This window comes from Acidobacteriota bacterium, assembly GCA_030697165.1.
In the GTDB taxonomy this organism is placed as follows: Bacteria; Acidobacteriota; Vicinamibacteria; order Vicinamibacterales; family UBA2999; genus 12-FULL-67-14b.
This window is the reverse complement of sequence record JAUYQQ010000016.1, coordinates 131,452-157,177: the sequence shown is the minus strand read 5'-3', so window position 1 is coordinate 157,177 and position 25,726 is coordinate 131,452. Positions and strand designations below refer to the sequence as shown.

21 protein-coding genes are annotated in these 25,726 nt (G+C 66.7%); 11 read left to right on the top strand and 10 right to left on the bottom strand.

What is annotated here, in order from left to right:
* Positions 1 to 24: 24 nt before the first annotated feature.
* Positions 25 to 213, bottom strand: coding sequence for a hypothetical protein (locus Q8T13_16810; GenBank protein MDP3719425.1), 189 nt, complete (start codon positions 211 to 213; stop codon positions 25 to 27).
* A 92-nt stretch (positions 214 to 305) separates the two neighbouring features.
* On the opposite strand from Q8T13_16810, the gene Q8T13_16805 reads away from it, so the two are divergent.
* Positions 306 to 1,124 (top strand): GGDEF domain-containing protein, encoded by an 819-nt coding sequence (locus tag Q8T13_16805; GenBank protein ID MDP3719424.1) that lies wholly within the window; start codon positions 306 to 308, stop codon positions 1,122 to 1,124.
* A gap of 2 nt (positions 1,125 to 1,126) precedes the next feature.
* Here the strand turns inward: Q8T13_16805 and Q8T13_16800 are convergent, their stop codons facing one another.
* From Q8T13_16800 to Q8T13_16785, 4 genes are all read right to left on the bottom strand, one after another.
* The gene (locus Q8T13_16800) at positions 1,127 to 1,648 is read right to left on the bottom strand and encodes a pyridoxamine 5'-phosphate oxidase family protein (protein MDP3719423.1); all 522 of its coding nucleotides are present in this window, start codon (positions 1,646 to 1,648) and stop codon (positions 1,127 to 1,129) included.
* A gap of 4 nt (positions 1,649 to 1,652) precedes the next feature.
* Complete coding sequence (locus tag Q8T13_16795; protein ID MDP3719422.1) at positions 1,653 to 1,913, bottom strand: DUF4242 domain-containing protein; 261 nt, start codon at positions 1,911 to 1,913, stop codon at positions 1,653 to 1,655.
* Positions 1,914 to 1,936: 23 nt separating this feature from the next.
* Complete coding sequence (locus Q8T13_16790; GenBank protein ID MDP3719421.1) at positions 1,937 to 4,228, bottom strand: DNA topoisomerase IV subunit A; 2,292 nt, start codon at positions 4,226 to 4,228, stop codon at positions 1,937 to 1,939.
* Between the two features lie 224 nt (positions 4,229 to 4,452).
* Complete coding sequence (locus tag Q8T13_16785) at positions 4,453 to 5,811, bottom strand: FAD-linked oxidase C-terminal domain-containing protein (protein MDP3719420.1); 1,359 nt, start codon at positions 5,809 to 5,811, stop codon at positions 4,453 to 4,455.
* Between the two features lie 22 nt (positions 5,812 to 5,833).
* Here Q8T13_16785 and Q8T13_16780 point away from each other — a divergent pair, with 22 nt between their 5' ends.
* Positions 5,834 to 6,535: a DUF2461 domain-containing protein gene (locus Q8T13_16780; protein ID MDP3719419.1), complete on the top strand. Its 702-nt coding sequence runs from the start codon at positions 5,834 to 5,836 to the stop codon at positions 6,533 to 6,535.
* Positions 6,536 to 6,559: 24 nt separating this feature from the next.
* Here Q8T13_16780 and Q8T13_16775 read toward each other — a convergent pair whose 3' ends face one another.
* Together Q8T13_16775 and Q8T13_16770 are read right to left on the bottom strand one after the other, a co-directional pair.
* Entirely contained in the window at positions 6,560 to 7,897 is a 1,338-nt protein-coding gene (locus Q8T13_16775) for an APC family permease (protein ID MDP3719418.1), read from the bottom strand.
* Positions 7,881 to 10,853, bottom strand: coding sequence for an ATP-binding protein (locus Q8T13_16770; protein MDP3719417.1), 2,973 nt, complete (start codon positions 10,851 to 10,853; stop codon positions 7,881 to 7,883). The genes Q8T13_16775 and Q8T13_16770 overlap by 17 nt, the downstream gene beginning before the upstream one ends.
* Positions 10,854 to 10,898: 45 nt before the next feature.
* Here Q8T13_16770 and Q8T13_16765 point away from each other — a divergent pair, with 45 nt between their 5' ends.
* Positions 10,899 to 12,038 carry an aromatic ring-hydroxylating dioxygenase subunit alpha gene (locus Q8T13_16765; GenBank protein MDP3719416.1) on the top strand — a complete coding sequence of 380 codons (1,140 nt, stop codon included), beginning with the start codon at positions 10,899 to 10,901 and terminating at the stop codon, positions 12,036 to 12,038.
* Positions 12,039 to 12,053: 15 nt separating this feature from the next.
* Here Q8T13_16765 and Q8T13_16760 read toward each other — a convergent pair whose 3' ends face one another.
* The gene (locus tag Q8T13_16760) at positions 12,054 to 12,878 is read right to left on the bottom strand and encodes a nitrilase-related carbon-nitrogen hydrolase (protein MDP3719415.1); all 825 of its coding nucleotides are present in this window, start codon (positions 12,876 to 12,878) and stop codon (positions 12,054 to 12,056) included.
* 113 nt (positions 12,879 to 12,991) lie between these two features.
* On the opposite strand from Q8T13_16760, the gene Q8T13_16755 reads away from it, so the two are divergent.
* Positions 12,992 to 13,354: a hypothetical protein gene (locus Q8T13_16755; GenBank protein MDP3719414.1), complete on the top strand. Its 363-nt coding sequence runs from the start codon at positions 12,992 to 12,994 to the stop codon at positions 13,352 to 13,354.
* Between the two features lie 89 nt (positions 13,355 to 13,443).
* Here Q8T13_16755 and Q8T13_16750 read toward each other — a convergent pair whose 3' ends face one another.
* Complete coding sequence (locus tag Q8T13_16750; protein MDP3719413.1) at positions 13,444 to 14,640, bottom strand: aminomethyltransferase family protein; 1,197 nt, start codon at positions 14,638 to 14,640, stop codon at positions 13,444 to 13,446.
* A gap of 78 nt (positions 14,641 to 14,718) precedes the next feature.
* On the opposite strand from Q8T13_16750, the gene Q8T13_16745 reads away from it, so the two are divergent.
* The 5 genes from Q8T13_16745 (at position 14,719) to Q8T13_16725 (ending at position 21,802) form a co-directional block, all read left to right on the top strand.
* Entirely contained in the window at positions 14,719 to 16,299 is a 1,581-nt protein-coding gene (locus tag Q8T13_16745) for an NAD(P)/FAD-dependent oxidoreductase (GenBank protein ID MDP3719412.1), read from the top strand.
* Positions 16,296 to 17,876 carry an NAD(P)/FAD-dependent oxidoreductase gene (locus tag Q8T13_16740; protein ID MDP3719411.1) on the top strand — a complete coding sequence of 527 codons (1,581 nt, stop codon included), beginning with the start codon at positions 16,296 to 16,298 and terminating at the stop codon, positions 17,874 to 17,876. The genes Q8T13_16745 and Q8T13_16740 overlap by 4 nt, the downstream gene beginning before the upstream one ends.
* A gap of 238 nt (positions 17,877 to 18,114) precedes the next feature.
* Positions 18,115 to 19,755 carry a carboxypeptidase-like regulatory domain-containing protein gene (locus Q8T13_16735; GenBank protein MDP3719410.1) on the top strand — a complete coding sequence of 547 codons (1,641 nt, stop codon included), beginning with the start codon at positions 18,115 to 18,117 and terminating at the stop codon, positions 19,753 to 19,755.
* Between the two features lie 93 nt (positions 19,756 to 19,848).
* Positions 19,849 to 21,570 (top strand): carboxypeptidase-like regulatory domain-containing protein, encoded by a 1,722-nt coding sequence (locus tag Q8T13_16730; protein MDP3719409.1) that lies wholly within the window; start codon positions 19,849 to 19,851, stop codon positions 21,568 to 21,570.
* Between the two features lie 7 nt (positions 21,571 to 21,577).
* Positions 21,578 to 21,802 (top strand): hypothetical protein, encoded by a 225-nt coding sequence (locus Q8T13_16725; protein MDP3719408.1) that lies wholly within the window; start codon positions 21,578 to 21,580, stop codon positions 21,800 to 21,802.
* A 23-nt stretch (positions 21,803 to 21,825) separates the two neighbouring features.
* Here Q8T13_16725 and Q8T13_16720 read toward each other — a convergent pair whose 3' ends face one another.
* Positions 21,826 to 22,797 carry a GNAT family N-acetyltransferase gene (locus Q8T13_16720; protein ID MDP3719407.1) on the bottom strand — a complete coding sequence of 324 codons (972 nt, stop codon included), beginning with the start codon at positions 22,795 to 22,797 and terminating at the stop codon, positions 21,826 to 21,828.
* A 119-nt stretch (positions 22,798 to 22,916) separates the two neighbouring features.
* Here Q8T13_16720 and Q8T13_16715 point away from each other — a divergent pair, with 119 nt between their 5' ends.
* Positions 22,917 to 24,398 carry a DUF1800 domain-containing protein gene (locus Q8T13_16715; protein ID MDP3719406.1) on the top strand — a complete coding sequence of 494 codons (1,482 nt, stop codon included), beginning with the start codon at positions 22,917 to 22,919 and terminating at the stop codon, positions 24,396 to 24,398.
* A 61-nt stretch (positions 24,399 to 24,459) separates the two neighbouring features.
* On the top strand, positions 24,460 to 25,710 hold the full coding sequence (locus tag Q8T13_16710; protein MDP3719405.1) for a DUF1501 domain-containing protein: 1,251 nt from the start codon (positions 24,460 to 24,462) through the stop codon (positions 25,708 to 25,710).
* The last annotated feature ends 16 nt before the right edge of the window (positions 25,711 to 25,726 follow it).

The following is a 25,726-nucleotide window of genomic DNA, read 5'->3' as shown; positions in this document are numbered from 1 at the left end:
AGGGGCCTCGCCAAGCGCTCGGGGTCACTCGGAGCGGCTGCGCTTGTGGGCGGTCAGGCCAACGGCCAGCAACGCCCCGCCGAGACCCATGTAGACGGGTGATTGTCCGAAGGTCCCCAGGGCGAGGAACGCGGAACCCATCCCGATCCAGACCATGGGATGCGTGCGCTTGAACACGACCGCGCATCGCTGCAGCCACCCGGCGTTCGCCATGGCGTGATTGTGACACGTCTCGTGCAGACGAGTCGTCGGCCAAGGGCAAGTCGAGCCGCACGGGCCCTCGGCAACAGTTACTCTTGATTGCAATGAGCCGACCGGCCGCCCTCGGAATCATTCTGCTGAGCCTCCTGGTGATCGCCGTCGTTGACTTCCAGAGTGGCTTCGAGTTGCGCACCTTCCCGCTGTACTACGCGCCGATCGCTCTAGCCGCCTGGCATTTCGGGCGCGGCGGAGCCCTGGCGGCGGCCGTCCTGGCGTCGCTCGGCTGGTTTGTATCAAACCAGTTGGCCGGTCTCCAGTACACCAATCCGCTCTTCTGGGTCTTCAATACGCTGGTCCAAGGGTCGTCCTTCGCCATCGTCGGCTGGCTGGTCGCGACGCTGCGGCAATCGCAACTCCGCGAGCGCGAACTCGCTCGCATCGACTCGTTGACCGGGCTCGCCAACAGCCGCGCCTGGTATGAGGACGGCAGTCGGATGATCGAGCTGTGCCGCCGCACGCGGCGGCCGGTCACGCTGGCCTACATTGACCTGGACTACTTCAAGACAGTGAACGATCGCGACGGCCATGCGGCCGGCGATCGATTGCTGCAGGCCGTGGCGCAGGCGCTGCGATCCGCGACGCGGGCCGCCGACCTGCCGGCGCGGATGGGTGGCGACGAGTTCGCGGTGCTGTTTCCCGAACTGGGCGCGGAACAGGTCGGGCCCGCGATCACCCGGCTCTACGAGATGCTTACCCGGACGCTGGCCGACATGTCAGACGGCGTGACCGCCAGCGTGGGCGTCGTCACGTTCCTGACTCCACCCTCGGATCTGGAACCGATGGTGCAGGCGGCGGACGCCCTGATGTACCGGGCGAAGCAGCAGGGCAGGAATCAACTCTGCCGCGAGGTCCGCCCGGCGTAGCGTCAGGGAAAGGTTACCGCCAGCGGCAGCCAGGTCTTGGGATCGGGATTGAGTCCGCGCGACACGCCGACGACCTCGAGACGAGAGGGCGACAGGCGAACCAGCACCACGTCGCTGCCTTGGGCGCCGCCGGAGTAGAACGGCGTCCAGGCCGCTTTCCAATGGCGTGCCTTCTCCTCGGCATCGGTGACGATGGCCGCTTTGGCGAGCACGGTCGCATAACTCGCAGTCGCGGCGTCAAAGCACAGCAACGTGACCCGCGGATCGCGACGGATCTGCCCGACCTTCCGGGTCAGTGGATTGGTGGCGATCCAGAACGTGAAGTTGTCGTCCGGCCCGAGCGGATCAACGATACGCGCCTGCGGATGGCCGTCTTCGCCGGCCGTAATGAACGAGCAGTAGCGTGCTTTCTGGATGATGTCGCGGCCGCCGGCCAGGATCTGGCCGCGCGACGGCTGGCCCTGTGCCGCCGCAAGGGCCGGCAGCATCAGGGACAGCACGCTCCAGGCGCGCAGGGTCGTCATCGAGCTACTCGGCAGTAGTGGGATCGATCGTCGTCTTGATCTCCGAGATCTTGTCGGCCGGAAAGCCGCCCTGCTTCGCGTGCTCGCGCAGGATCTCCTCGTTTGGCGCACGGTAGACGCACATGATCTGGTTGTCGGTCACGTAGCTGTGCACCCACTGGATGGTCGGCCCGAGCGTGTTCAGCACGGCGCACGACTTCTGCGAGATGCCTTGGAGGTCAGCGGCGGTGAGCTTGCCGGCGCCCGGAATGTTGCGTTCGATCAATTACTGCGGCATCAATGTCTCCTCTAACTGGTTTCCAAGGTCGGCAGGGGCACCTCGTTCGGCACCACCCGGGTGAACTGGCCACGCTGCATCAGCTCGCGGCCTTTGCCGCCGCGGCCGACGATCTCATACTTCGTCGTGCTGATGGTCTGTTCGGCGCCGCGCGACGTTTCCACCGTCAGCAGATCGCGGTCGCCGGTTGAGACCAGCGCGCCGATCACCTTGTCTTCGGGGAAATCGATCTTGATCAGGATGACGCCGCGGCCGGGACCCGAGAGGAAGTTCACTTCCTCCACCGGGCACAGCATGGCGCGAGCGGCGCTGGTCGCCGCAATCACCGTCTCGGTGCCCGTCGTCAGCGCCACGGTCACGACCTCGGCGCCCTCGGCCGTGCGCGCGTAGCGGCGGCCCGACCGGGTGCTGGCCTCAACCAGGCCCTGCAGCGAGAAGCGCATGGCGTAACCATCGCTGGTGATCGCGACCGCGTGCACGGGCGGGACGTCGCCTTCCTTCTTGGCCTCGATCTTCTTCGCGACGCGCGAATCGAGGCTAACGGCAGCGATCACTTTCTCGCCATCCTTGAACTTGAACAGCTTCTGCACCGGTTCGCCGTAGCCGGTCGAGGCGGGAATGTCGACAATGCGGCTGGTATAGGCAACGCCGAAGTTGGTGAAAAACGCCATGGTGGCGCGGGTGCTGCCGACGACCGCCGCCAGCACGCTGTCGCCCTCGCGCAGGCGCGTCGTCGTGAGGTCTTTCACTTCCTTCTGCCGCTTCACCCAGCCATCGCGCGAGACAATGACGACGTTGTCTTCTTCGACGATGAAGGATTCGGCGGAGTACTCGATTTCTTCGGCTTCTTCAATCAGCGAGCGGCGCGGATCGATCTTCGGGTGGCCGTACTTGGCCTGGATCTCCTCCAGTTCCGACCGCACCAGCTTCCAACGGCCCTCTTCGTCCTTCAGCAAACCGGCGATCTGCCGCGAGCGCTTGCGCTTTTCGCCGAGCTCGGTCTGGATCACCTGGATCTCGAGGCGAGCCAGCCGGTACAGCTTCAGTTCCAGTATCGCATCGGTCTGCTCGGCATCGAGCGAGAACCGCGCCATGATCTTCTCCGCCGAATCGGCCTTGCCGTCCGACTTGCGGATGATCTTGATGATCTCGTCGAGCGCATCGAAGACCTTTTCGAAGCCCTCGAGAATGTGGATGCGGCGGCTCAGTTGCTCAAACTCGTGCTCGAGACGGTTCGTTACCACCTCCAGACGGAAGTGGAGGAAGTGCCACAGCATCTGCTTGAGGTCGAGCCGTTCCGGCCGGCCGGCCTCGGCGTTCTCGGTCGGCACCAGGCAGGTCATGTTCACGGCAAACGTCGTCTGCAACGAGGTGTGCTTGAACAGGTACGCCATCACCAGGTTGTCGTCGGCGCCGGCCTTGACGTCGAGCTCGATCCGCACGTCGTCGGTGGACACGTCGCGGACGTCCACCAGGTACGGCATCTTGCGGCTGAGCACCACGTCGCCGATCTGTTCAACCAGCTGGGACTTGTTCACGGCATAGGGAATGCTCGTGATGTAGAGCTTCTTCTCGGATCGCGACGCGGGACCCGCTTCCCAGGTCGAGCGCAGGCGAATGGAGCCCGAGCCGGTGCGGTAGATCTCCTTGAGCTCGTCGGGCGAGTTCAGGATCTGGCCGCCGGTCGGAAAGTCCGGCCCCTTCACCCAGCGGCACAACTGCAGCGTCGTCAGGTCAGGATTGTCGAGCAGCTTGACGAGCGCCGTGATGATCTCGTTCAGGTTGTGCGGCGGGATGTTGGTGGCCATGCCCACCGCGATGCCGGTGCTGCCGTTGATCAGCAGGTTGGGCACGCGCGACGGCAACACCACGGGCTCGACCTTGGTACCGTCATAGCTGGGACGGAACGGGACGGTTTTCTGTTCGATCTCCTGCAGCACCTCGTCCGACAGGCGAGCCAGGCGGCACTCGGTGTAGCGCATGGCCGCGGCGCCGTCGCCATCGAGCGAACCAAAATTACCCGAACCGTCGACCAGCGGATAGCGCAGCGAGAACGACTGCGCCATGCGAACCAGCGTTTCGTAGATCGCGCTGTCGCCGTGCGGATGGAAGTTACCCATCACGTCGCCGACCACCTTGGCGCACTTGCGGTGCTTGGCGTCGGCGGTCAGGTTCTGCTGCCACATGGTGAACAGGATGCGGCGCTGCACGGGCTTGAGCCCGTCGCGCACGTCCGGCAGCGCGCGCGAGGTGATCACCGACAACGCGTAGTTCAGGTATCGCGACTGCGCCGCTTCGTGCAACGAGACATTCGAGGTGCCATCGCCGCCAATGGGATTAAATCCCCCGCGCCCCGCCGGCGGGGGCGTTCCAGCGTCGTCGCTGTCGGGCAGATCGAATAGGGAAGGTTCTTTTCGCTTAGCCAAGCTGCTCCAGAATAACAAGAGATCCAGAGATCAGGAGCAACTCTTCAGTAGTCCATGAAAAGTATTCTCCTGGTCTCCTGACCTCCTGTGTCGCTTGAACTTCAGTCGGGGATCAGTTTACCCGGATTCATGAGGTGGTTTGGATCGAGAGCACGTTTGATCGCGCGCATGACGTCGAGTGACGCGCCGTGCTCTTTCGACAAGTACTTGAGCTTGCCGATGCCCACGCCGTGCTCGCCGCTGCAGGTGCCGCCAAACTTCAGCGACCGCTCGACCAGCCGGTCGTTCAGGCGCGAGATCTGCGCGAACTCTTTCGGGTCGTTGGCGTCGAGCATGAAGATCAGGTGGAAGTTGCCGTCGCCGGCGTGACCGACCAGGGGCGCGACCACGCCGGCCTCCTTCAGGTCGGCCTGGGTCTCGAGAATGCACTCGGCCAGGTGCGAGATCGGCACGCAGATGTCGGTGGTCCAGGCACGGGCGCCGGGGCGCGACGCCACCGTCGCGTAGTAGGCGTTGTGGCGCGCCGTCCACAGAGTATTGCGGTCCTCGAGGGTCGAGGCCCACTGGAAGCCCCTGGCGCCCTGCTCGCGGGCGATCTCTTCGACCGCCTTGATCTGCTCGTCAACCATCACGTCGCTGATGCCGTGGAACTCGAAGAACAGCGTCGGCCCAATTGGGTAGTTGGTCTTGGAGTAGGCGTTGACGACGCGCAGTTGCGCTTCGTCCACGATCTCGATGCGGGCGACCGGGATGCCAAGCTGGATGGTCTGGATCACGGTGGCGGCGGCCCCGGCCATCGACTCGAACGGGCACACGGCGGCGCGGACCGCCTCGGGCTTACCGTACAGCCTGAGCGTGACCTCGGTGATCACCCCCAGCGTGCCTTCGGAGCCGACCAACAGCCGCGTGAGGTCGTATCCGGACGACGACTTCCTGGCGCGGCCGCCGGTCGTGATGACCTGGCCATCGGCCAACACCACCGTCAATCCCAGCACGTTGTCGCGCATCGTCCCATAGCGGACCGCGGTCGTGCCGGAGGCGCGCGTCGCCGTCATGCCTCCGATGGTGGCATCGGCACCGGGGTCGATCGGAAACATCAGGCCGGTGTTCTTCAGGTGGGCGTCGAGCTTGAGCCGCGTCAGCCCCGCCTCGACGGTGATGTCGAGATCTTCCGGACTGAGCCGCAACACCCGTGTCATCCGCGTCATGTCGATCGAGACGCCGCCGTGAACAGCGTTGACGTGACCCTCGAGCGAGCTGCCCATGCCAAACGCCACGATCGGCGTGCCGTGCGCGGCGCAGATCCGGACGATCGCGCTGACCTCATCGGTCGAAGTGGGGAACACCACCGCCTCGGGCATGCCGGCGGCGTGCCACGACTCGCCGTGGCTGTGGTGTTCGCGCACCGCCTCGGCGGTCGAGACGCGGTCGCCAAGGAGACTTCTCAGTTCGTCAATCACTACGACATTATAGGTGCCTGCCATGTTTACGCCGAAGACGCTGTCGTTTCTCCGCTCACTCAAGCGCAATAACAAACGCGAGTGGTTTCACTCGCGCCGGGATCAGTTCGACGAGCACTGCCGCGCGCCCATGGTCGAAGTGGTCGAACGACTGGCCCTCGACCTGCCGGCCTTCGCGCCGGAGCTGATCGCGGGCGTGAGGGAGTCGCTGTTCCGGCAGTTTCGCGACACGCGGTTCAGCGACGACAAGACGCCCATGAAGACCAACGTCGCCGCAACGTTTCCTCATCGCGCGCTCGGCCGCATGAATGGCGCCAGCTTCTATTTCGAGGTGGGACCTGATTACGTCTGGATTGGCGGCGGCGTCTACCGGCCCGACACGTCGCAACTGCACCTGCTGCGCGAGCACATTGCCGCCCACTACCGCCGGCTCGACACCATCGTCAACGCACCGGCCTTCAAGAAGCTTGGCGGGCTGCGTGGCGACACCCTGACGCGGGTGCCGCGCGGGTTCGACAAGAACCACCCGGCCGCCCGCTACCTGGTGCACAAGCAGTTCATGACCTTCCGCGAAGAGTCGGGCACGTTCGCGACGTCGAAGGACTTCTACAAGAACCTGCTGGCGACGTTCAAGACACTCTCGCCGATGGTGAAGTTCATGAACGAGCCGCTGATCGCGGCGGAGACGCCTTCCCGTAAGGCGCACTTCCTCCTGGACGAGTAGAGTCGGTCCGGCTAAAGCCGGACACTACATCTTCAGGCGGGTGGCGACGAAGTAGAGCACCGCGCCGGCGGCGAGCGCGGCGGCGCCGGCCGACAGCTGCGCCTGGCTCGCGCCCGCCAGGATTCCCAGGGCCACGATCGACGCAACCACGGGGATCACCGGCCCGAGGGGCACGGTGAACTTTGCCGGGGCAACCGCTCCATCCAGGTCGCCGAAGTGTGAGCCCACCTGCGCGGCAATTTCTCGGTCGTGCTTCCTGAGCACCAGCGTCGAGGCGCACACCGCCAGGTACATCACCAGCCGGGCGATGGCCGACACCGCCGCCAGCGCCACGAACGATCCGGTCAGCGCCAGGGTGAGCGCGACCACGGCCGTGAACAGGATGGCGTTCGAGGGCGTGAGATACGCCGGGTGGACCTTCGCGAACCATTTCGGCAGGTCGCCGTTCTCGGCCAGCGCGAAAAGGGTGCGTGACCCGTTCAGGATCTGCCCCATGTTGTTGCCGGTCATCGACACCGCCGAGCCGATCGAGATCATCAGCGCGCCGGCCGCGCCGATGAAGATCGCCGCACCATCGGCCAGCGGCGTGCGGCTGGCGCCCAGGTCCGGCAGCACGCCGGTCGCCACGAGCGACGTCAGCGACATGACGACCGACACGGTGACGAGCGTGGCCACGAAGGCGAAGGGCACGTCGCGGCGCGGGTTGGCCGCTTCGCCGGCCAGCACACCGGTGACCTCGTAGCCGCCATACGCAAAGATCAGCAGGATCAGCGCGCTCGACAATTGCTGCTGCGTGACCGCGGGCATCTCCGCGAACCGCGCCGGGTCGATGTACCAAATGCCGACGATGATGAAGATGGCGAGCGGCGCCAGCTTGCCGATGGTCAGCGCGTTGACCACCCACGACGACTGCCTGATGCCGCGCACGTTGATCCAGGTGATCGCGATGGTCAGTCCGGCAATCAGCGCCATGCGCGGCAGGCCCGCTGCCAGGGCCGGCCAATAGAACGCCAGTGCCAGGGCGAGCCCATTGGCGACCGACGCCTGGCTGGTGACGCGCGTGAACCACATCATCCAGCCGACCTCGAATCCGACGAAGCGGCCAAAGGCCGCCCGCGCCGGCAGGTACGGGCCGCCGGTCTTCTCGAAGCGGCTGCCGACTTCCGCGAAGCACAGGGCGATCGACAACGACAGCAGGCCCACCGCCATGAACGCCAGCGGCCCCCACGGACCGACCAGCCTCGCCACGTCGGCCGGCAGCAGGAAGATGGCGCTGCCAATGACCTGGTTCACGCCAATCGCGGTCAGGTCCCAGCGCCCGAGCGCGCGCTTGAGCGCGGGTGTCTCAGCCGTTCCAGCCATCGGGCTCCTTCTTTCCGGACAGCGTGTCCTTGATGCGGGATGCGAGCGTGTCGGCCGTAAACGGCTTCATCAGCAGGTTGGTGACTCCGGTGGGATCCACGCCGGAGCCGGCGCGTTCGGGATGACCGGAGATGAACAGGAGCTTGGTGCCGGGGCGAATCCTCTCGACCTCCTTCGCCAGGTCGGCGCCGTTCATGCGCGGCATGACGACGTCGGTGACGACGATGTCGATGGTGTCCTGGTGCTGCAGGAACAGGTCGAGCGCGGCACGGCCATCCTCGGCTTCGAGCACCGTGAAGCCGCGGCGGCCCAGTTCCGTCACCACCAGCCGGCGCACCGGCCGGTCGTCTTCGGCCAGCAGCACGGTGCCCTCGCCCTTGACCGAGACCGAACTGACCGCCGCCGGTGGCGCAATGAGCGGCGCCGGCGCCTCATCGACCTGGCGGGGGAAGTACACGTGGAACGCACTGCCGGCGCCGGGCTGGCTCTCGACCACGATGTGCCCGCCGCTTTGCCGGACGATGCCCTGCACCAGCGACAGCCCCAGCCCGGTGCCCTGGCCCGATTCCTTGGTCGTGAAGAACGGCTCGAACAGGCGGTTGCGAACGTCGGCCGCCATGCCGACGCCGCTGTCGCGCACGCACAGGCTGACGTGAGGCCCGGGAATGACGTCGAGATGCTCGCTGCCAAGCTCGACATTCGCGGTCTCGATGGCCAGCACGCCGCCCTTGGGCATGGCGTCACGGGCGTTGACCACCAGGTTCATCACCACCTGACCGATCTGCGCGCCGTCGGCGCGAATGGTGGCCAGGTTCGGGTCGAGCGAGAACTCGAGGCGGATCTCGGGACCGAGCAACCGCCGGATCAGGTCCTCCATATTGGCCACGACCAGGTTCAGGTCCACGGTGTGGGCGACCGCCGCCTGCCGGCGACTGAACGACAGCAACTGCTGGGTCAGGCCCGAGGCGCGTTCGGCGGCGCGGCGAATCTCGATGGCCGAACGCTGCCAATCTGAACCTTCCGGCACCTGCTCGATCAACTCGTCGCTGTAGCCGAGCAACACCGTGATCAGGTTGTTGAAGTCGTGGGCGATGCCGGTGGCCAGGCGCCCGACGGCTTCCATCTTCTGCGCCTGCCGCAACTCGTTCTCGAGACGGTCGCGCTCGCTCAGGTCGCGGGCAATCGCGGTCACACCCACTACCTGGCCGTCGCCGACCAGTACCCTGGCGTGCACATCGATCGGCACACGGGTCCCGCGCCTCGGCACCAGCTCCGATCGAAACGCCCGTGGCGTGCTGTCGGTGCCCTCGGCGATCATCCGGGTAATCGCGTCGAGATAGTCGGCGCCGAAGATCCAGTTCGGGTCGAGCATCCGCAGCTCTTCGCGCGAGTAGCCGGTGGCCTGCTCGCCGGCGCGATTGAGCGTCGAGACCCGGCCCCGGCGGTCGTGCACGATCAGGATCTCGCTCGAGCGCTCGAACAGGTCGTCGAAGCGCGCCTTGAGGGCCGACTCACGCGCGAGCTGGCGGCGAATGGTCTGCTCCTTGGCCCGGCCGGCGCGATAGACGAAGCCCGCGGCGCCCGCCGCCACGGCGGCCAGGGCAATGCTGAGCCACGCCCACCAGGGGACGCGCGAGGCCAGCGGCATGGGCGGGCCCGGCGCCACGATGGCCACGTCCGCCGCATCGCGCAGCTGGAGCCGGAACGAGCGCGGCACGCGGTCGCTATCGACAATGACCGCGCAAATGCCGGTGAGTTGTACCCGCTGGCCGCGGCGCAGTCCGCCTGGCAGCCGCGACGCCTCGCCCAGTGGCACGTACGCATTGAAGACCAGGTCGCCGTCCTGGATGACCAGCGTGTGCTCGTCGCGCCCGCGTTCGCCCGTGAGAAAAGTGCCCTCGACCCGCACCAGTTCGGCGTCTCGCGAGCCATCACTCAACTCGCCGATCGTGGCCTCAACCGGCGCCGGCGCAGGGCCTGACTCCACGCGCCGGAACATCGCGTCGGCCATGAACGGGCTGAAGCCGTCGAGCTCAGGAAATCCCACCACGTCAACGCGGTCGCCTGGCGCCACCGCAGTGGCCTGCTCCGATTCGACGCGAATCGGCAGCGTCGCGGTCCGCACGTGCAGCGAGCGGCCGACGCGTTGGCGGGTGACCACGCCGCTGACACGTCCGCGCCGGATCAGCTGGTTTCCCGACAGCGGCCGGCGGAGGTCGGCCACCGCCAGCTCGGGTAGTTGAAACGGTTGGGACGGCGGTGCGCTCACCATGCCAACAGGCGAGGTCGCGATCAGCTCGCGGCGCTGCAGCGACCGGTCGCCGGCCATCACGTGCGACAACACGCCCTCGGCGCGGATCACCGCATCGACCGGCGTCTCGCCGGCTCCGGCCGGCGCCGGCAGCACCAGCGTCAGCGTGCCGTCGGCGGTGCGAATGGTGGCTTCAACGCCCTGGGCGGACGGCCGGACGGCGCGCACCACGCCCTCAATCGCGATCAGGCTGGCGTCGGCGGCCATCGCCCGTCCCGCTAGTGCCGACAGCGCTCGCGGCTCCGGCATCACACCAGGAGCCACGGGCTCGACGCGGGCGCCGACAATGGTGGGACCACGGCTCGTCATCACCGCCGTGCCGGTTACCGCCACGACATCGCTGCCGGCCCAGTTCCCCGCCGGGGCCGCGGGGTCCACAAACACGCCGCCGGTCGCATCCTGCACAAACAGCAACGCGCGGCGCCCGTCACTCAGGGTCACGACACCCTGCACGCGCACCACTTCTTTCGACGGCGTCCACGCCGCGCGCTCGCGGATGGCGGCGACGGTCTCGAGGGCGGGTGCTTGCGCGAACAGTTCGCGTGGTTGCGCGAGCAGGACGGCCTGTGCCGCGAGGGCCAGCATGATCACGCTACCGGCGAGACCGAGCGTCAGGTGTCCGTAGTGAAGGTTCGAACGTGGCACGGGCAAACTGGAAGGATCGAACGCCGGTTGTATCATGATTCCCGGATGAGCACCACTTCCCCGGGCCGCGCGCGCACCACGCTCGAGGCCCGCGCGTATACCGATCCGGCGTGGTTCCAGTCCGAGAGCGACCGGATCTTCGCGAGGATGTGGCTGGCCGTCGGCCGTGCGCCCGAGCTGGCGCAGCCAGGCGCGTTCATCACCCGCGACATTGCAGGCGCGAGCGTGATCGTGGTGCGCGGCGCCGATGGCCGGCTCGCGGCGTTTCATAACGTTTGCCGCCACCGTGGCACACGCCTGTGCGTGACCGACGAAGGGACGTTCGCCGGCAGCATCCAGTGTCCGTATCACGCCTGGACCTACGGACTCGACGGCGCGTTGCTGGCCGCGCCGCAAATGGACGCCGCCCCGGGGTTCGACAAGGCGGCCTACCCGCTGCGCCCGGCCGCGTGCGAAACGTGGGACGGGCACATCTTCATCAACCTGTCGGACGCGCCGCCGCCGCTTCACGATCAGATCCACGGCCTGCCCGAGCGCTTTGCATCGTACGGCATGCAGGACCTGCGGATGGTCCACCGCATCCAGTATGACGTGGCGACGAACTGGAAGCTGGTGGTGCAGAACTACAACGAGTGCCTGCACTGCCCGGTGATCCATCCGCTGCTGAACCGGATGCACCATTACCTCGGCGCCGAGAACGTGCCGTCAACCGAGACCTACTGCGGCGGGGCGATGGGTTTCAAGGACGGGGTCGAGACGCTCAGCACCGACGGCAAGCGCCGCCGCGCCGTGCTGCCGGGCCTCGGCGAGCGCGAGCGGGACCTGGTCAACTACTTTGCGATCTACCCGAACTTCCTGCTCACGCTGCATCCCGACTACATGATGACCATCACCATCTGGCCGCAGAGTCCCGGCCGGACCCGGCTGGTGGCCGAGTGGCACTTCCATCCTGACGAGATCGCGAAGCCGGGGTTCGTCTACGAGGACGCGATCGAGTTCTGGGACCGCACCAATCGCGAGGACTGGGCCATCTCGGAGCAGTCGTACCAGGGCATCAGCTCGCGCGGCTACCAGCCGGGCCCCTACTCGGCGCGCGAACAGCAACTGTGGGAGTTCGATCAGTTCGTGCTTAAAAAGATCAAAGGAGATCAAGAGATCAAGAGATCAGATATTCAAGATTTCTGATCTCTATATCTCCTGTTACTTTTCTTTGATCCAGCCGGCGTAGAGTTCGGGCCGGCGATGCTTGATGAATAGGCGCCGCGCGTTTGAGTCGGCCGTCTTGGCCAGATCGACCTCGGCATAGACGATGTCGTCGGCGCTTTTCGCGCCGCGCGCGAGCACTTCTCCGTCGGGGCCGCACACGAAGGACTCACCCGCAAAGTCCAGGCACTCCTCTTTCCCGACCCGGTTACAGAGCGCGGTGAAGTACCCGTTCTGGAAGGCGGCGACCCGCATCTCGGCTTCGTAGAGCCCCTCGGGCCATTCGTCCACGGCGCCGGCCTGCGGCACGATCACCAGGTCCGCGCCGTTCACGGCGAGGGCTCGCATGTACTCCGGGAAGTGACGGTCGTAGCAGATCGCCACGCCAACATTGCCAACCTTGGTCTTGAACACCGGCGCGCCCTTGTCGCCGGGGGTGTAGTAACCCTGTTCGTGGAAGCACGGGTACTCGGTGATGTGAATCATCCGGGTCACGCCGAGCAGTGTGCCATCGGCGTCGATCACCGGCGAGCTGTCAAAGGTCTGGTCGCCCTCACGCTCGTAGAGGTTAATCACCACCACCATGCCCAGCTCGCAGGCCTTCTGCTGGAACGCTTTCACGGTCGGTCCGTCGAGCGGCTCGGCCAGGTCGCGAAACCCGAGTTCGGCCGGGCGCTGCGGGTAGAACCACTCGAACGCCAGTTCGGCGAAGCACGCCAGTTGGGCGCCGTTCTGCGCGGCGGTGTCGAGCGCCGCGAGGCCGCGCGCGACGTTGGCGGTCTTGTCGGCGGTGGCGTGTTGCTGGATGAGTGCAAGCTTCATTTGATCACGATAGTTCAATCACGAGGGTTCAATCACGAAGGTTCAATCACGAAGGTTCAATCACGAGGGTTCAGTTCACAAGACGAACCGGGCGAGAGTATTATGTGACTGCCATGCCATCCACCACACGCCTGTTCGGCCTCATCCTGCTCGTGCTCGGCATCGCCAGTTACGTGGCGACCGGACGAACGAGCATGACCGCGCTCATCCCGGCGATTTTCGGCGCGATCTTCGTGATCTGCGCGCTCGTCGCCCGGACCGAGTCCATGCGCAAGCACGCCATGCACGTCGCGGTGGCGGTGGGCTTGATCGGCGCGCTGGCGTCGCTCGGGCGGGCCATTCCGGCGGTGATGGACGGCGGCGCGACCCGGCCGGCCGTGATGTCGCAGATCGTGATGGCGGCGCTGTTGATTGTCTACGTCTACCTGGGCGTGCAGTCTTTCATCGCCGCGCGCAAAGCTCGCCTAGGCAAGTAGTCCGGCTCGGCATAGTCCGGCTAAAGCCGGACGCTACAGATGTGGTGTCCGCCTTCAGGCAGACCCGGTCAGCAATGTAGCATCCGGCTTTAGCCGGATATTCCCGTCTTCCGAGGCGGGTTGAAGAAGGGCGTCGGCACGACCGACGCCTTCGCCCGATGCCGCACCGCATCCACCGTCATTTCCATTTCCAGGCGCGTTCCCATGGCGAAATGCGGCGCGTCGATGGTCGCCAGCGCAATCAGCTTCTTCAGGACCGGCGACCAGGTGGTGGAGGTTGCGCGGCCCACCTGCGTGCTGCCGTTGTAGACCGGTACGGCCACGCGTGACGTGCCGGCGGGTGCGGTCGGCGGCAGTCCAACCGCCTCGTAGAGCTTCTCCACATCCGTCCACTCGAGCTCGAGCCCGACGATCTGCCGCGCCTGCCCGCGACGGACCTCTTCGGCAATCGCCTTGCGGCCTATGAACGGACCTTTCTTCATGTCCACCAGCCGAGCCATGCCCAGTTCGAACGGCGTGTACTTCTGCGACTCGATCAGGGCCTTGCGGCTGCCGTGGAAGTCCACGTCGATCAGCAACAGTCCGGCCTCGATGCGCGCGATGTCGAGCGCGAGCATGCCGACCGGGTGCAGGTCGAACGTGGGACCGGCCGACACGATCGCGTCCCAGACCTGCAACGCCGCATCCCACGGCAGCCAGATTTCATAGCCAAGGTCGCCGGTATAACCCGTGCGCGAGATGTCCACCGGAATGCCGGCAATGGTGCCGCTGGTGGCGCGGAAGTAGCGCAGCGAATCGAGGTTGGCCGTACAGACGCGGCGCAGCAGTGCGGCCGAGGTTGGTCCCTGCAGTGCCAGGGCGGCCACCTGCTCCGACACGTCATCGACCTGGACGTCGAGGCCAGACGAGTTCTGCGTCAACCAGCGCAAGCTCGGGTCCGCGGCCGTCCACCGATACGACTGCTCCCCCACCCGCGTCACCGTCCCATCATCGATGACCTTCCCATCGTCATCGCACCAGGGGGTGTAATAGACCTGCCCGACGGCCATCTTCGCGGCATCGCGCGTGATGATGCGGTTCACCAGGCGGGTCGCATCCTTGCCCGACACGCGGTATTTGAACAGCGGGGAGATGTCGATCAGGCCGCAGGCATTGCGCAGGGCGTTGTATTCGTGCTCGTAGTGCGTCTCGTAGGCGCTGACGGCGTAATAGCCGGCCCAGTCGCGATAGCTGAGGCTTTCGCACAGTTCGCGGGTGCGGGCGTGGAAGGCGGAACCAACGGGCACGAGAGGAGTATAAGACGCCGGGTTCATTTTTCGTGTGGCTGTGACGGCAATCCGAGGAAAAATGAACCCGGCGTCCTGATGAAATACGATGCGATCGTTATCGGCGGCGGGCACAACGGCCTGACCTGTGCCGCCTATCTCGCCCGGGCCGGCCGCAAGGTCCTGGTGCTCGAGCGGCGGCACGTGCTCGGGGGCGCCGCCGTCACCGAGGAAGTGTTCCCGGGCTTCAAGTTCTCGGTCTGCTCGTACGTGGTGTCGCTGCTCCGGCCCGAGATCATCCGCGAGCTCGACCTGCCGCGCCACGGGATGGAACTGCTGCCGCTCGACGGCACCATGACGCCCATGCCGAACGGCGACTACTTGTGGCGGGTCAACGACCACGACAAGACCCGCCGCGAAATTGCCCGCCACTCGCGCCTCGACGCCGAGGCTTACGACGAGTACGGCAAGGCCATGGTCGAAATGGGCCGGTTCGCCAAGCCGATCATGGGCATGCTGCCGCCCGACCCGACCTCGCTCGACCCGCGCGGCCTGCTCGAGTTGCTGGGCATGGGCAAGCGCTTTCGCGACATGCGCTTCCACGACAAGGTGAACCAGGTCCAGTTGCTCACCATGAGCGCGGTGGACTTTCTCGATCAATGGTTCGAGACCGACGTGCTGAAAGCGACGATGTCGGCGTCGGGAATCATCGGGACCTTCCTGGGGGTCCGTTCGCCCGGCACGGCCTACGTGCTGCTGCATCACTACATGGGCGAAATCGACGGGGCCTTCCGGTCGTGGGGCCTGTCGCGCGGCGGCACCGGCGCGGTGTCGAACGCCATTGCCGCGGCGGCTCGCGAGTTCGGCGCCGAGATTCGCACCGAGGCCGCGGTGGCGCAGATTCTCAGCAAGAACGGCCGGGCCACCGGCGTCGCGCTGGCCAACGGTGACGAGATTCACGCGAAAGTGGTCGTGTCGAGCGTGGACCCCAACCTGACGTTCCTGAAGTTCATGAACGAACGGGACCTGCCGGGCGAGTTCGTCGAGGGCGTGAAGCGCTACAAGTACCGCGGCTCGTCGGGCAAGGTGAACCTCGCGCTCGACGCACTGCCCAACTTCACCTGCTTACCAGGCGCCGGTCCGCACCTGCGCGGCGCCATCTCGATTTCCCCCAGCATCGACTACATGGAGCGCGCCTACGACGATGCGAAGTACGGGAAGTTTTCGAGCCGCCCGTACATGGACATGGTGATTCCGTCGCTGACCGATCCGTCGGTTGCGCCTCCGGGCAAGCACGTGATGTCGTGCTTCGTGCAGTACGCGCCCTACCACCTGCGCGACGGCGTCTGGGACGATCGCCAGCGCGAGGCGTTTGGCGATGCCGTCATCGACACCATCGCCGAGTACGCGCCCAATATCAAAGACATCATTCTGCACCGGCAGGTGCTGACGCCGCTCGACATCGAGCGCGACTTCGGCCTCACCGAAGGCAACATCTTCCAGGGCGAGCTGACGCTCGAGCAGCTGTTCTTCCTGCGGCCGGTGCCCGGCTACGCGCAGTACGCCACGCCGATTGATCGCTTGTACATGTGCGGCTCGGCGACGCATCCCGGGGGCGGCATCATGGGCGCGCCTGGACGCAACGCCGCCACGCGCATCCTGAAGGAGATGCCGCGATGAGCGCACGCGCCCGCTACGACGCGATCGTCATCGGCGGCGGCGTGAACGGGCTCACCTGCGCCGCCATGCTCGGCAAGGCGGGCGTGCGCACGGTGCTAGTCGAGCAGCGCGACGAGGTCGGTGGCTGCGCCGCCGAAAGCGAGATCGCGCCGGGCTTTCGCGTGCCGACGCTGGCGCACGCGGCCGGGCCGGTGCGCCGCGATGTCGTCGAAGGCCTGCAGCTGTACCTGCATGGGCTGACGTTTCTCGACACGGCGGTGGACGTCAGCAGCCTGTCGCCCGACGGGCGCGCGCTGACCCTGTGGAACGACCCGCGCAAGACGGCGGAGGGATTAGCCGCGTGGTCGGCGAAGGACGCGCAGGCGTGGCCGGCGTTTCACCAGTCGCTCGGGCGACTCGGCGGGCTGATCGGCTCGCTGTTCCAGGCGGCGCCCCCCTCGATCGATGCGCCCAACGCGCGCGACCTGTTCGCGCTGATGCACACGCTGTCGGCCTTCCGCGGACTGCCCAAGGCCGACCAGTGGCGGCTGCTGCGATGGGGACCCATGGCGGTGGCCGACCTGGTGAGCGAGTCGGTGGAGAACGAACTGCTGCGGGCGACGCTGGCCGCCGACGGCATTTTCGGCGCGATGCTCGGCCCGTGGTCAGCCGGCAGCGGCCTGCAGTTGCTGCTGGCGGCGGCCAATCGCTCACTGGCGTGGCCGGGCGGCAAGGTGATCGCCGGCGGACCCGCCGCGTTCGCGCGCGCACTGCGCCGCGCGGCCGAGCGGCACGGCGTCGAGATCCGCACCGGCGCAGCCGTGGCGCGGATCGAGGCAAAGGACGACCGCGCCGCGGGCGTCACGCTCGCCAACGGTGAACACATCGAGGGACGCGCCGTGGTGTCGGGCCTCGACCCCAAGCGCACGTTCCTAGCGCTCTGCGAAGCCGACCACCTGCCGCCGGAGTTCGCGTGGCGCGTCTCGAACTACCGCTCGCGCGGGACGCTGGCCAAGGTCAACTTCGCGCTGTCGTCGCTGCCGGCGTTCACCGGCGCCACGCGCGACATGCTCGCGGCGCGGGTTCGCCTGGCGCCCGATCTCGATTACCTGGAACGCGCGTTCGATCACGCCAAGTACGGTCGCTATTCGACCCATCCGTGGATCGAGTTCACCATCCCGTCGATCGACGATCCTGCGCTCGCGCCGGCGGGGGCGCACGTGCTGTCGGCCTATGCGCAGTTTGCGCCCTATCAACTCAGGGATACCACGTGGGATGCCGAACGCGATCGCCTTGGCGACATCGTCACCACCACGCTCGAACAGTACGCGCCAGGTTTCTCCGCCTCCATCGTTGCGCGCCAGGTGCTTACGCCGCTGGACCTCGAACGTGGCTGGGGGCTGACCGGCGGGCAGATTTTCCATGGCGAGCTGTCGCTCGACCAGTTCTTCACCATGCGCCCGGTGCTGGGATTTGGGAGTCACCGCACGCCGATTCGCGATCTTTTTCTGTGCAGTTCAGGGTCCCACCCCGGCACCGGCCTCACTGGCGGCTCAGGCGCAAACGCCGCCGCGGTGGTTGCCCGCGAACTGACTTGACCCGGTCGCCGTACTTGGCGACCATCCAGACAAACGCGCTTACAACGTCGTCTTACTGAACCTGGGCGGGAGTCGGGAGTCGGGATCGGGAGAGTCGAGCATGCGTTTCCTTGCATTCGTCCTCACCTTCGGAATCACTGTCACAGTGCTTGGTCAGGCGCCGCAGCCGGGTGCTCCACCACCATCGCAGCCCGGCCAGGTCGCGCCGGCGCAGCCAGCGCCCGGACAACCCGAGCGAATGCCCACACGCCCGCTGCGTCCTGGTGAGACCCCACCCAAGGGCACGGCGGTGATGAGAGGAAAGGTCACGTCGGCCGTGACCGGCGGGCCGCTGCGCCGCGCGCAGGTGCGAGCCATGTCGATGGAAGCGCGCGGCGGCGGCGTGACGAGCACCGACGCCGAAGGCAACTTCGAGATCAAGGAGTTGCCCGCCGGCCGCTACAACATCACCGCGACCAAGGGTGGCTTCGTCACCGGGCAGTTCGGCCAGCGGCGGGCGGGCGACCCGGGCACGCCGATTGAACTGGTCGATGGCCAGACCGCCGACAAGGTGAACTTCGTGCTGGCGCGAGGCGGCGTGATCAGCGGCCGCATTCTGGACGATGGCGGCGAGCCGATCGCCGGCGCGCAGGTCTCGGCCCAGCGGTTCCAGTTCGTCGCCGGCACGCGCCGGCTGGTGCCGGGCGGCGGCGAGGGCAGCAACGACCGTACCGACGATCAGGGCGGCTTCCGGCTCTACGGTCTGCCCCCCGGCGAGTACTTCGTCAGCGCCAGCAGTCGGTCGAGCCTGACGATGGTTTCGGAAGCGACCATCAGCAACACCGAAGCCGACGGCTTCGCACCGACCTACTATCCCGGGACGGCGAACCTGGGCGAAGCCACGCGCATCCCCCTCAAGGCCGGCCAGGAAATGAGCGGCGCTAACTTCGCCCTAATCGCGGCGCGCATGGCCCGCCTCCGCGGGCGCGCACTGAACTCGCGCGGCGAACCGGTGGCGCGCGCCATGTTGCTGCTGACGCCGGCGGATCCGGTGATGGGCATGAACTTCAGCGTGAACATGAACAACGCCATGGTCGGCCCTGATGGCTCGTTCCAGTTCGCCAACGTCTCGCCAGGCCGCTACAACCTCAACGTCAGGCCGATGGGGATGCCGGGCGCCAACGAAGAGTTCGCGGTGATGCCGGTCACCGTGGGCAACGACGACATCGACAACCTGCTGGTCACCACCTCTCTCGGTGCGACGGCCAAGGGCATCGTGACGACGGATGATGGTTCGACGCCACCGTTCCGGCCCGAACAGGTGCAAATCTTCCCGCAGGCAGCCGAGATGACCATCAACATGGTGGGCGGCGGGCCCTCGCGCGTCAGCGACGACTACTCCTTCGAGATCACCGCGCTCAGCGATCGGCGGTTGATTCGCGCCTCGGCGGGCGCCGCCACGGGCTGGTATTTGAAGGCCGTCATGTTCGACGGCGAAGACGTCACCGACAAGGGCATCGAGTTCACGCCTGGCCGCGCGTACGAGGGAATCGAGGTGGTGTTCACGCAGAAGACCACCGACCTGTCGGGCCTCGTGACCGACGACCGCAACCGGCCCGTGCTGGATGCGACGGTGGTGGTGTTTCCCGCGAACCGTGAACTGTGGACGTTCCAATCCAGGTACCTGCGCACGGCGCGGCCCGACACCAACGGCCGCTATAACATCAAGTCGCTGCCACCGTCGGACGACTACCTGATCATCGTGGTCCAGAACTTGGAATCGGGTCAGGGCGCCGACCCGGAGTTCCTCGCGCGCGCTCGCGAAGAGGCGAAGCCGGTGACTCTAACCGAGGGTGAAACCAAGGCGGTGGACGTGAAACTCTCGAGGCTGGATCCTTAGACTACCGGTGCCTAAGGTGCCTAGGGTGCCAGGGTGCCAGGGTGCCAGGGTGCGGGTAAGCGAACGGGCAGCTGCTGACCGTATGCTGTGAGCGTGAAGCAGCACTTGCTCGTCGTTGGCGTCGTGGCCCTGTTTGCAACCGCCGGGGCGCTGGCCCAGGTGCCCGGTGGCGGCCAGGGGCCGCTGCGAGGACAGGCGCGCGCGACGCCGCTGCGCGACGACGCGCCACGGGGCACTGCCGTCATTCGGGGACAGATCGTCGCCGCCGACACCGGCGCGCCGATTCGCCGGGCGCAGGTCCGCGTGTCATCGCCCGAGGCCCGCGAGAGCCGCGTGGCGGCCACCGACGCGCAGGGCCGCTTCGAGGTCAAGGAACTGCCCGCGGGCCGCTACACCATCAATGCCAGCAAGGGCGGCTTCGTCACACTGCAGTACGGCCAGCGGCGCCCGTCAGAATCCGGCACACCGATCGAGCTGGGCGATGGGCAGACGCTCGACAAGCTGACCATCGCGTTGCCGCGCGGCAGCGTGCTTGGCGGCCGCATCACCGACGAGTTCGGCGAGCCGGTGGCCAATGCGAGCGTGATCGCGATGCGCTACAGCTATGCCGGCGGCGGCCGGCGCCTGACCGCCGCGCCGGGATCCAACTCGCGCGACACCACCGACGACCAGGGTCACTATCGCCTGTTCGGCCTGCCGCCCGGTGAGTACTTCGTGAGCGCGACGTTGCGCTCGGGGCCGGAAGCCGCCGACCCGACCGGTGAAGTCTCGGGCTACGCCGCCACCTACTTTCCCGGCACCCCGAACCTGAGCGAGGCGGCGCGCGTGACGCTGGCGGTGTCGCAAGAGAACACCACCGTGTCGTTCGGTCTGATTGCCACCAGGCTGGTGCGGGTCTCGGGCCAGGTGCTCACGTCGACTGGCGAGCCCGCAGCTGGCGGCAACGTCATGTTGCTGTCGGGCGGCAGCGCCACCGGCCGGGGCATCCAGCTGCAACAGGGCGGCGGCGGCGGCGGACGGATCGACCGGACCGGCGCCTTCACCATTGCCAACGTCGCGCCGGGCCGTTACCAGGTCCAGGCCCGCAGCGGCGGCCGCGGCGGCGATGGCGAACTGGCCAAGATGGACCTCGTCGTCGGCACCGAAGACGTCGGCGGCGTGACGTTGGTGACCGCGCCCGGCGCCATCGTCACCGGCCTCGTGGTCAGCGACACCGGCGAGCCGTTCGACTTCCCCACCCAGCAGCTGCAAGTGGGCGCCCGCGCCGCCAATCCCGATGCGCCGGGTGCAGGCGGCGGCATCAGCCGGGTCGGGGCCAATTTCACGTTCGAGCTGCGCGGCCTGACCGACGCCCGCCTGTTCCGCGTCAGCGCGCCGCAAGGGTGGACGCTGAAGTCGGTCGCGCTTGGCGGCCAGGACATCACCGACGTGCCCACGGAACTGCCGCCGGGCCAATCGGTGGCGGGCATGCAGATCGTGCTGACGAAAAAGACAACGACCCTGTCGGGCGTGGTGTCAGACGCGGCCGGCCGGCCGCTGCTCGACGCGACCGTCGTGGTGTTTCCCGCGAACCAGCAGTTGTGGACGTTCCAGTCCCGGTTCATCAAGGCGGCGCGGCCCGATCAGGACGGCACGTACCGCGTGGCGGGCCTGCCCGCGTCAGAGGATTACCTGATCGTCGCGGTGCAGGGCCTTGAAGACGGGCAGGCCGGCGACCCCGAGTTCCTGGCAGCGGTGAAGGAGGCGGCCGCGAAATTCGCGTTGGCCGACGGTGAAACCAAGGCCGTTGACGTTAAACTCTCGGCACCGAAGTGAGGTCTGAATGAGCATGCGATGCAAGCAGTGCACGGAGTCGTTTCCGAAGGGTCAACCGTACGACATGTGGGAAGTGCGGCGCATGCACGTCGTGCCGATCGACGTGGATAGCATGACGAACAACTTCAACATGGAAGACGCGGGCGTCTTCTGCTCGCGAAAATGCCTGGGTGATTACTTGAAGGTGGGCGATCGTTCCGGCGTGTTCGACCTGGGCACGCGCAAAGCCTGACGCTTCCCGACTCCCGGCAAGGATCAGAAATAGTCGCCGTGCCAATAGATGACCTCGGCCGCGGCCAGTGGCGGCAGCGGCAACATCCGGTCGCGCAGCGGGCGGATCATCAGCACTTCCTGGGTCGGCATCGTCGCCGCGACCCTGAGCTGCGGCGGCACCAGCGCCTGCGGCCACCAGCCGCGGATCTCCGGCAACCGTTCGCTCGGATAACGCGCCAGCATCACTTGGAGCATGGCGCCCAGCCGCGCGCCGGCCGGATCGCGATCGCCGGCCTCCTCGATCATCCACCGGCCGTCCTGTTCGGTGGCGACCAGGTAGGCCACCGCCTGCTGACCCTCTTCCGCCACGAGGAACTCGGTCGTCCGTACACCCGCCGGTGACAGGCCCGAGAGCAGGCGCTTGCGGGTGATGCCGAAGCGAATGAAGTCTTCGCTGCGATCGAGCGCCAACCGCGCCCCGGCCGAACGAATGGCCGACATCTCGACAATGCTCGGCAGATCGCGCTCGTCGCCGCTTCGCACCAGGATTGCCGGCGCCCCGCCGCGCTTCTGATCGACTTCTATGACCCACTCGGTTAGCGGAACCGGAACGAACTCCAGGCGCTCGTAAAACGCCGGGGCAATCTCCGAGAAGAGCATCGCGAACTCTTGCCCTTCGGTCACGGCGGTCTCGAGCATGCGGGCGATGAGCTCGCGCGCGGCGCCGCGGCCGCGATACGCCGCAGGGGTGAACACGGCGCCAATGCCCAGCACCCGACGGATGCGGCCGCCGAGACGCAACGACAGGTCGTAGCGCTTGGCGCTCGACACGACGTGAGGACCGTCAACGAGCGCCACGCGATCGAGGTGTGCGGATCCCCACGGCGTCTTGACCTGCGCCGCCCAGCTCTTGCCGTAGTGCGCTCGGGTCAATCCGTCGTTCCAGAGGGGAAACGTGTCGTCGAGCACGCGCTCGAGGACATCACCGGCGGCAGGAATTACTCGAAAAGACATGACGGGAACACACCTCTTGTCGGGAGGGCACTCCTGGTCGGGAGGGAACCTCTTGTCGGGACCGGCATTAAACGATCGTCAGACGCGGCGGGTCGAATCAGGCAGTAAGAGGTTAACTCATGTGGACCCGTTCCTTCGCTGTGTTGTCGCTGATCGCCGTCGTTGCCGGCCACCCGCAAGCGGGTGGGCCCGATCCGCTGCCCTCTGGTGATGACGCCGTCACCCATGCGCTCAATCGACTGACCTTCGGTCCGCGACCGGACGACGTGGCACGCGTGAAGGCCATGGGCCTGCAGCAGTGGATCGACCAACAGCTCGACCCGTCGCGAATCGATGACAGGGCGCTTACGGCAACACTGGCCCGGCTGGCAACGCTGTCGCTCGATTCGCAAACCATCCAGCGCGAGTACTCGGGCCCGGCCATGGTGGAGCGACGGGAGCGGCAGCAACAGGCAGGTCAGGCGGGTGGGGCTGGTGGGGCGGGTAGGGGAAGGGAACCCAGCGAGGCGCAGCGAAAGGACCGGCAGGTGATCGCCGACCTCGAAGAGGCGAAGCTGCTGCGCGCGATCCGGGGCGAACGGCAACTGCAGGAAGTGCTGGCGGACTTCTGGTTCAACCACTTCAACGTGTTCGCCGGCAAGGGTGCGACCCGCAACTACCTGAACGAGTACGAGCGCGAAGCCATTGGCCCGCATGTGCTGGGCAACTTCCGCGACATGCTCGAAGCCAGCGCCAAGAGCCCCGCCATGCTCTTCTATCTTGATAACTGGCAGAATGTAAGTGAGAACCCGTCGGCCCCACGAAGGCGCGTAGCGCCGAGCCCGACAAGCGGCGCAGCCGCGAGCCCCACGGGCCTTCGGCCCGCCAGGGGCATCAACGAAAACTACGCGCGGGAGCTCATGGAGCTTCATACGCTGGGCGTTGACGGCGGCTACACGCAGGCCGACGTCCAGAATGTCGCGCGAGCGCTGACCGGTTGGACGATCACGCCGCGCCAAGGGTCGAGCACGATGTTCGTGCCGCGCCTCCACGACGACAGCGCCAAGACCGTGCTGGGACATGCCTTCAAGGCTGGCGGCGGCGAAGACGACCTCGAACGGGTCCTCGACATTTTGGCCGCGCATCCCTCGACGGCGAGGCACATTGCCACCAAGCTTGCGATCCGGTTTGTCAGCGACACACCGCCAGCCGCGCTCGTGGATCGCGCTGCGGCGCGGTTCACGGCGACCAACGGCAACCTGCGCGAGGTGGTGCGGACCATCATCACCTCGCCGGAATTCTTCGCGCCCGAGGCCTATCGCGCCAAGGTGAAGACGCCGCTGGAGTTCGTGGCCAGCGCGCTGCGTGCCACCGGTGCCGAGGTGCGCACGGCGCTGCCGCTGGCACGCGAACTGCGCGACATGGGCATGCCGCTCTATTCCTGCCAGCCACCGACCGGCTACGACGACACGGCGACGACCTGGGTGTCGGCCGGGGCGCTGGTCAGCCGCATGAACTTCGCCGTGGCGCTCGGCAAGAACCAGGTCCGCGGCGTCTGGATTGCCAATCCTCCTGCCGATCTCGGTCAGCAAATCGGTTCACCAGGGTTTCAACGACGGTAGTTCAATCACGACGGTTCAATCACGACGGTTCAATCACGACGGTTCGACCAAAGAGGTTCGCATGACATCCCGACGGGTATTTCTGAAGAGCGGCGCGATGGCGATGGTGACCATGGGGTTTGCGCCGTCGTTTCTGGCGCGAACGGCGTCGGCGGCCGGCACGCGCAAGAAGCTGCTGATCACGGTGTTCCAGCGCGGCGCGGTTGACGGCCTCAACATGGTGGTGCCGTACGGCGAGGCCGACTACTACCGGTCGCGGCCCTCCATTGCCATCGCCAGGCCCGGCGCCGATGGTGGTGCCATCGATCTCAATGGGTTCTTCGGCCTGCATCCACGGATGTCGGCGTTCAAGCCACTATGGGATCGCGGTGAGCTCGCCGTCGTGCAGGCGTCGGGATCCCATGACACCACGCGATCGCATTTCGACGCGCAGGACTACATGGAGTCGGCGACGCCCGGCGTCAAGAGCACGAAGGACGGATGGCTCAATCGCTACCTGGCCGCCTCGGCCGCGCACGATGCCGCGGTCGCCGCGGGGCGCAACCCGTTGCGGGCGGTGGCACTCACGGGACAGATGCCGCGGACGTTGCAGGGCGCGGCGCCAGCGCTCGCAGTCGGCAAGACTGCCGACTTCGCTGTGGCCGACATGAGCGCGCGCACGACGTTCGAAGAGATCTACCAGGCTACACAGGACCGATCGTTGCACGGCACTGGCGGCGAGGCCTTCGACGCCATGCGCATGCTCGCCGCGAAAACGGCGGGGCCGTACCGGCCGGCCAACGGCGCCGTGTATCCGCGCTCGCCATTCGGGCAGGCGTTGCAGGAGATTGCGCGACTGGCCAAGTCGGACGTCGGACTGGAGATCGCCTTCGCCGAAAGCACGCAGTGGGACCATCACGTGAACCAGGGCGCGGCGACCGGCCAGATGGCCGACCGGCTGGACGACTTCTCGCGCGGCATCGCGGCGCTCGCCGAGGACCTGGGCGAGCGCATGGCCGACACGATCATTCTCACGATGTCGGAGTTCGGACGGGCGGTGGCCGAGAACGGCAGCCGCGGCACCGATCATGGCCACGGCAACGCCATGTTCGTGATCGGCGGCGGCGTGAAGGGCGGCGAAGTGTACGGCCAGTGGCCGGGCCTGAAAGCCGACCAGCGATTCGAGGGCCGCGACCTGGCGGTGACCACCGACTTCCGCGACGTCTTCGCCGAGGTGGTGGTGAAACACCTCGGGGCCACGACTCAGATGGCGGCGCCGGTATTCCCGGGCTACGCCGTCAAGGCCGCGGCATTCCGCGGGATCGTCCAGTAGGGATACGGCACAAACC

Bases quoted from the DNA above. Each gene is read 5' to 3' on its own strand.
- Q8T13_16725 (MDP3719408.1), top strand. From the start codon at position 21,578: ATGAGCATGCGATGCAAGCAGTGCACGGAGTCGTTTCCGAAGGGTCAA.
- Q8T13_16765 (MDP3719416.1), top strand. From the start codon at position 10,899: ATGAGCACCACTTCCCCGGGCCGCGCGCGCACCACGCTCGAGGCCCGC.
- Q8T13_16800 (MDP3719423.1), bottom strand. From the start codon at position 1,648: ATGACGACCCTGCGCGCCTGGAGCGTGCTGTCCCTGATGCTGCCGGCC.
- Q8T13_16720 (MDP3719407.1), bottom strand. From the start codon at position 22,797: ATGTCTTTTCGAGTAATTCCTGCCGCCGGTGATGTCCTCGAGCGCGTG.
- Q8T13_16780 (MDP3719419.1), top strand. From the start codon at position 5,834: ATGTTTACGCCGAAGACGCTGTCGTTTCTCCGCTCACTCAAGCGCAAT.
- Q8T13_16710 (MDP3719405.1), top strand. From the start codon at position 24,460: ATGACATCCCGACGGGTATTTCTGAAGAGCGGCGCGATGGCGATGGTG.
- Q8T13_16755 (MDP3719414.1), top strand. From the start codon at position 12,992: ATGCCATCCACCACACGCCTGTTCGGCCTCATCCTGCTCGTGCTCGGC.
- Q8T13_16745 (MDP3719412.1), top strand. From the start codon at position 14,719: ATGAAATACGATGCGATCGTTATCGGCGGCGGGCACAACGGCCTGACC.
- Q8T13_16810 (MDP3719425.1), bottom strand. From the start codon at position 213: ATGGCGAACGCCGGGTGGCTGCAGCGATGCGCGGTCGTGTTCAAGCGC.
- Q8T13_16805 (MDP3719424.1), top strand. From the start codon at position 306: ATGAGCCGACCGGCCGCCCTCGGAATCATTCTGCTGAGCCTCCTGGTG.
- Q8T13_16735 (MDP3719410.1), top strand. From the start codon at position 18,115: ATGCCCACACGCCCGCTGCGTCCTGGTGAGACCCCACCCAAGGGCACG.
- Q8T13_16715 (MDP3719406.1), top strand. From the start codon at position 22,917: ATGTGGACCCGTTCCTTCGCTGTGTTGTCGCTGATCGCCGTCGTTGCC.
- Q8T13_16760 (MDP3719415.1), bottom strand. From the start codon at position 12,878: ATGAAGCTTGCACTCATCCAGCAACACGCCACCGCCGACAAGACCGCC.
- Q8T13_16775 (MDP3719418.1), bottom strand. From the start codon at position 7,897: ATGGCTGGAACGGCTGAGACACCCGCGCTCAAGCGCGCGCTCGGGCGC.
- Q8T13_16740 (MDP3719411.1), top strand. From the start codon at position 16,296: ATGAGCGCACGCGCCCGCTACGACGCGATCGTCATCGGCGGCGGCGTG.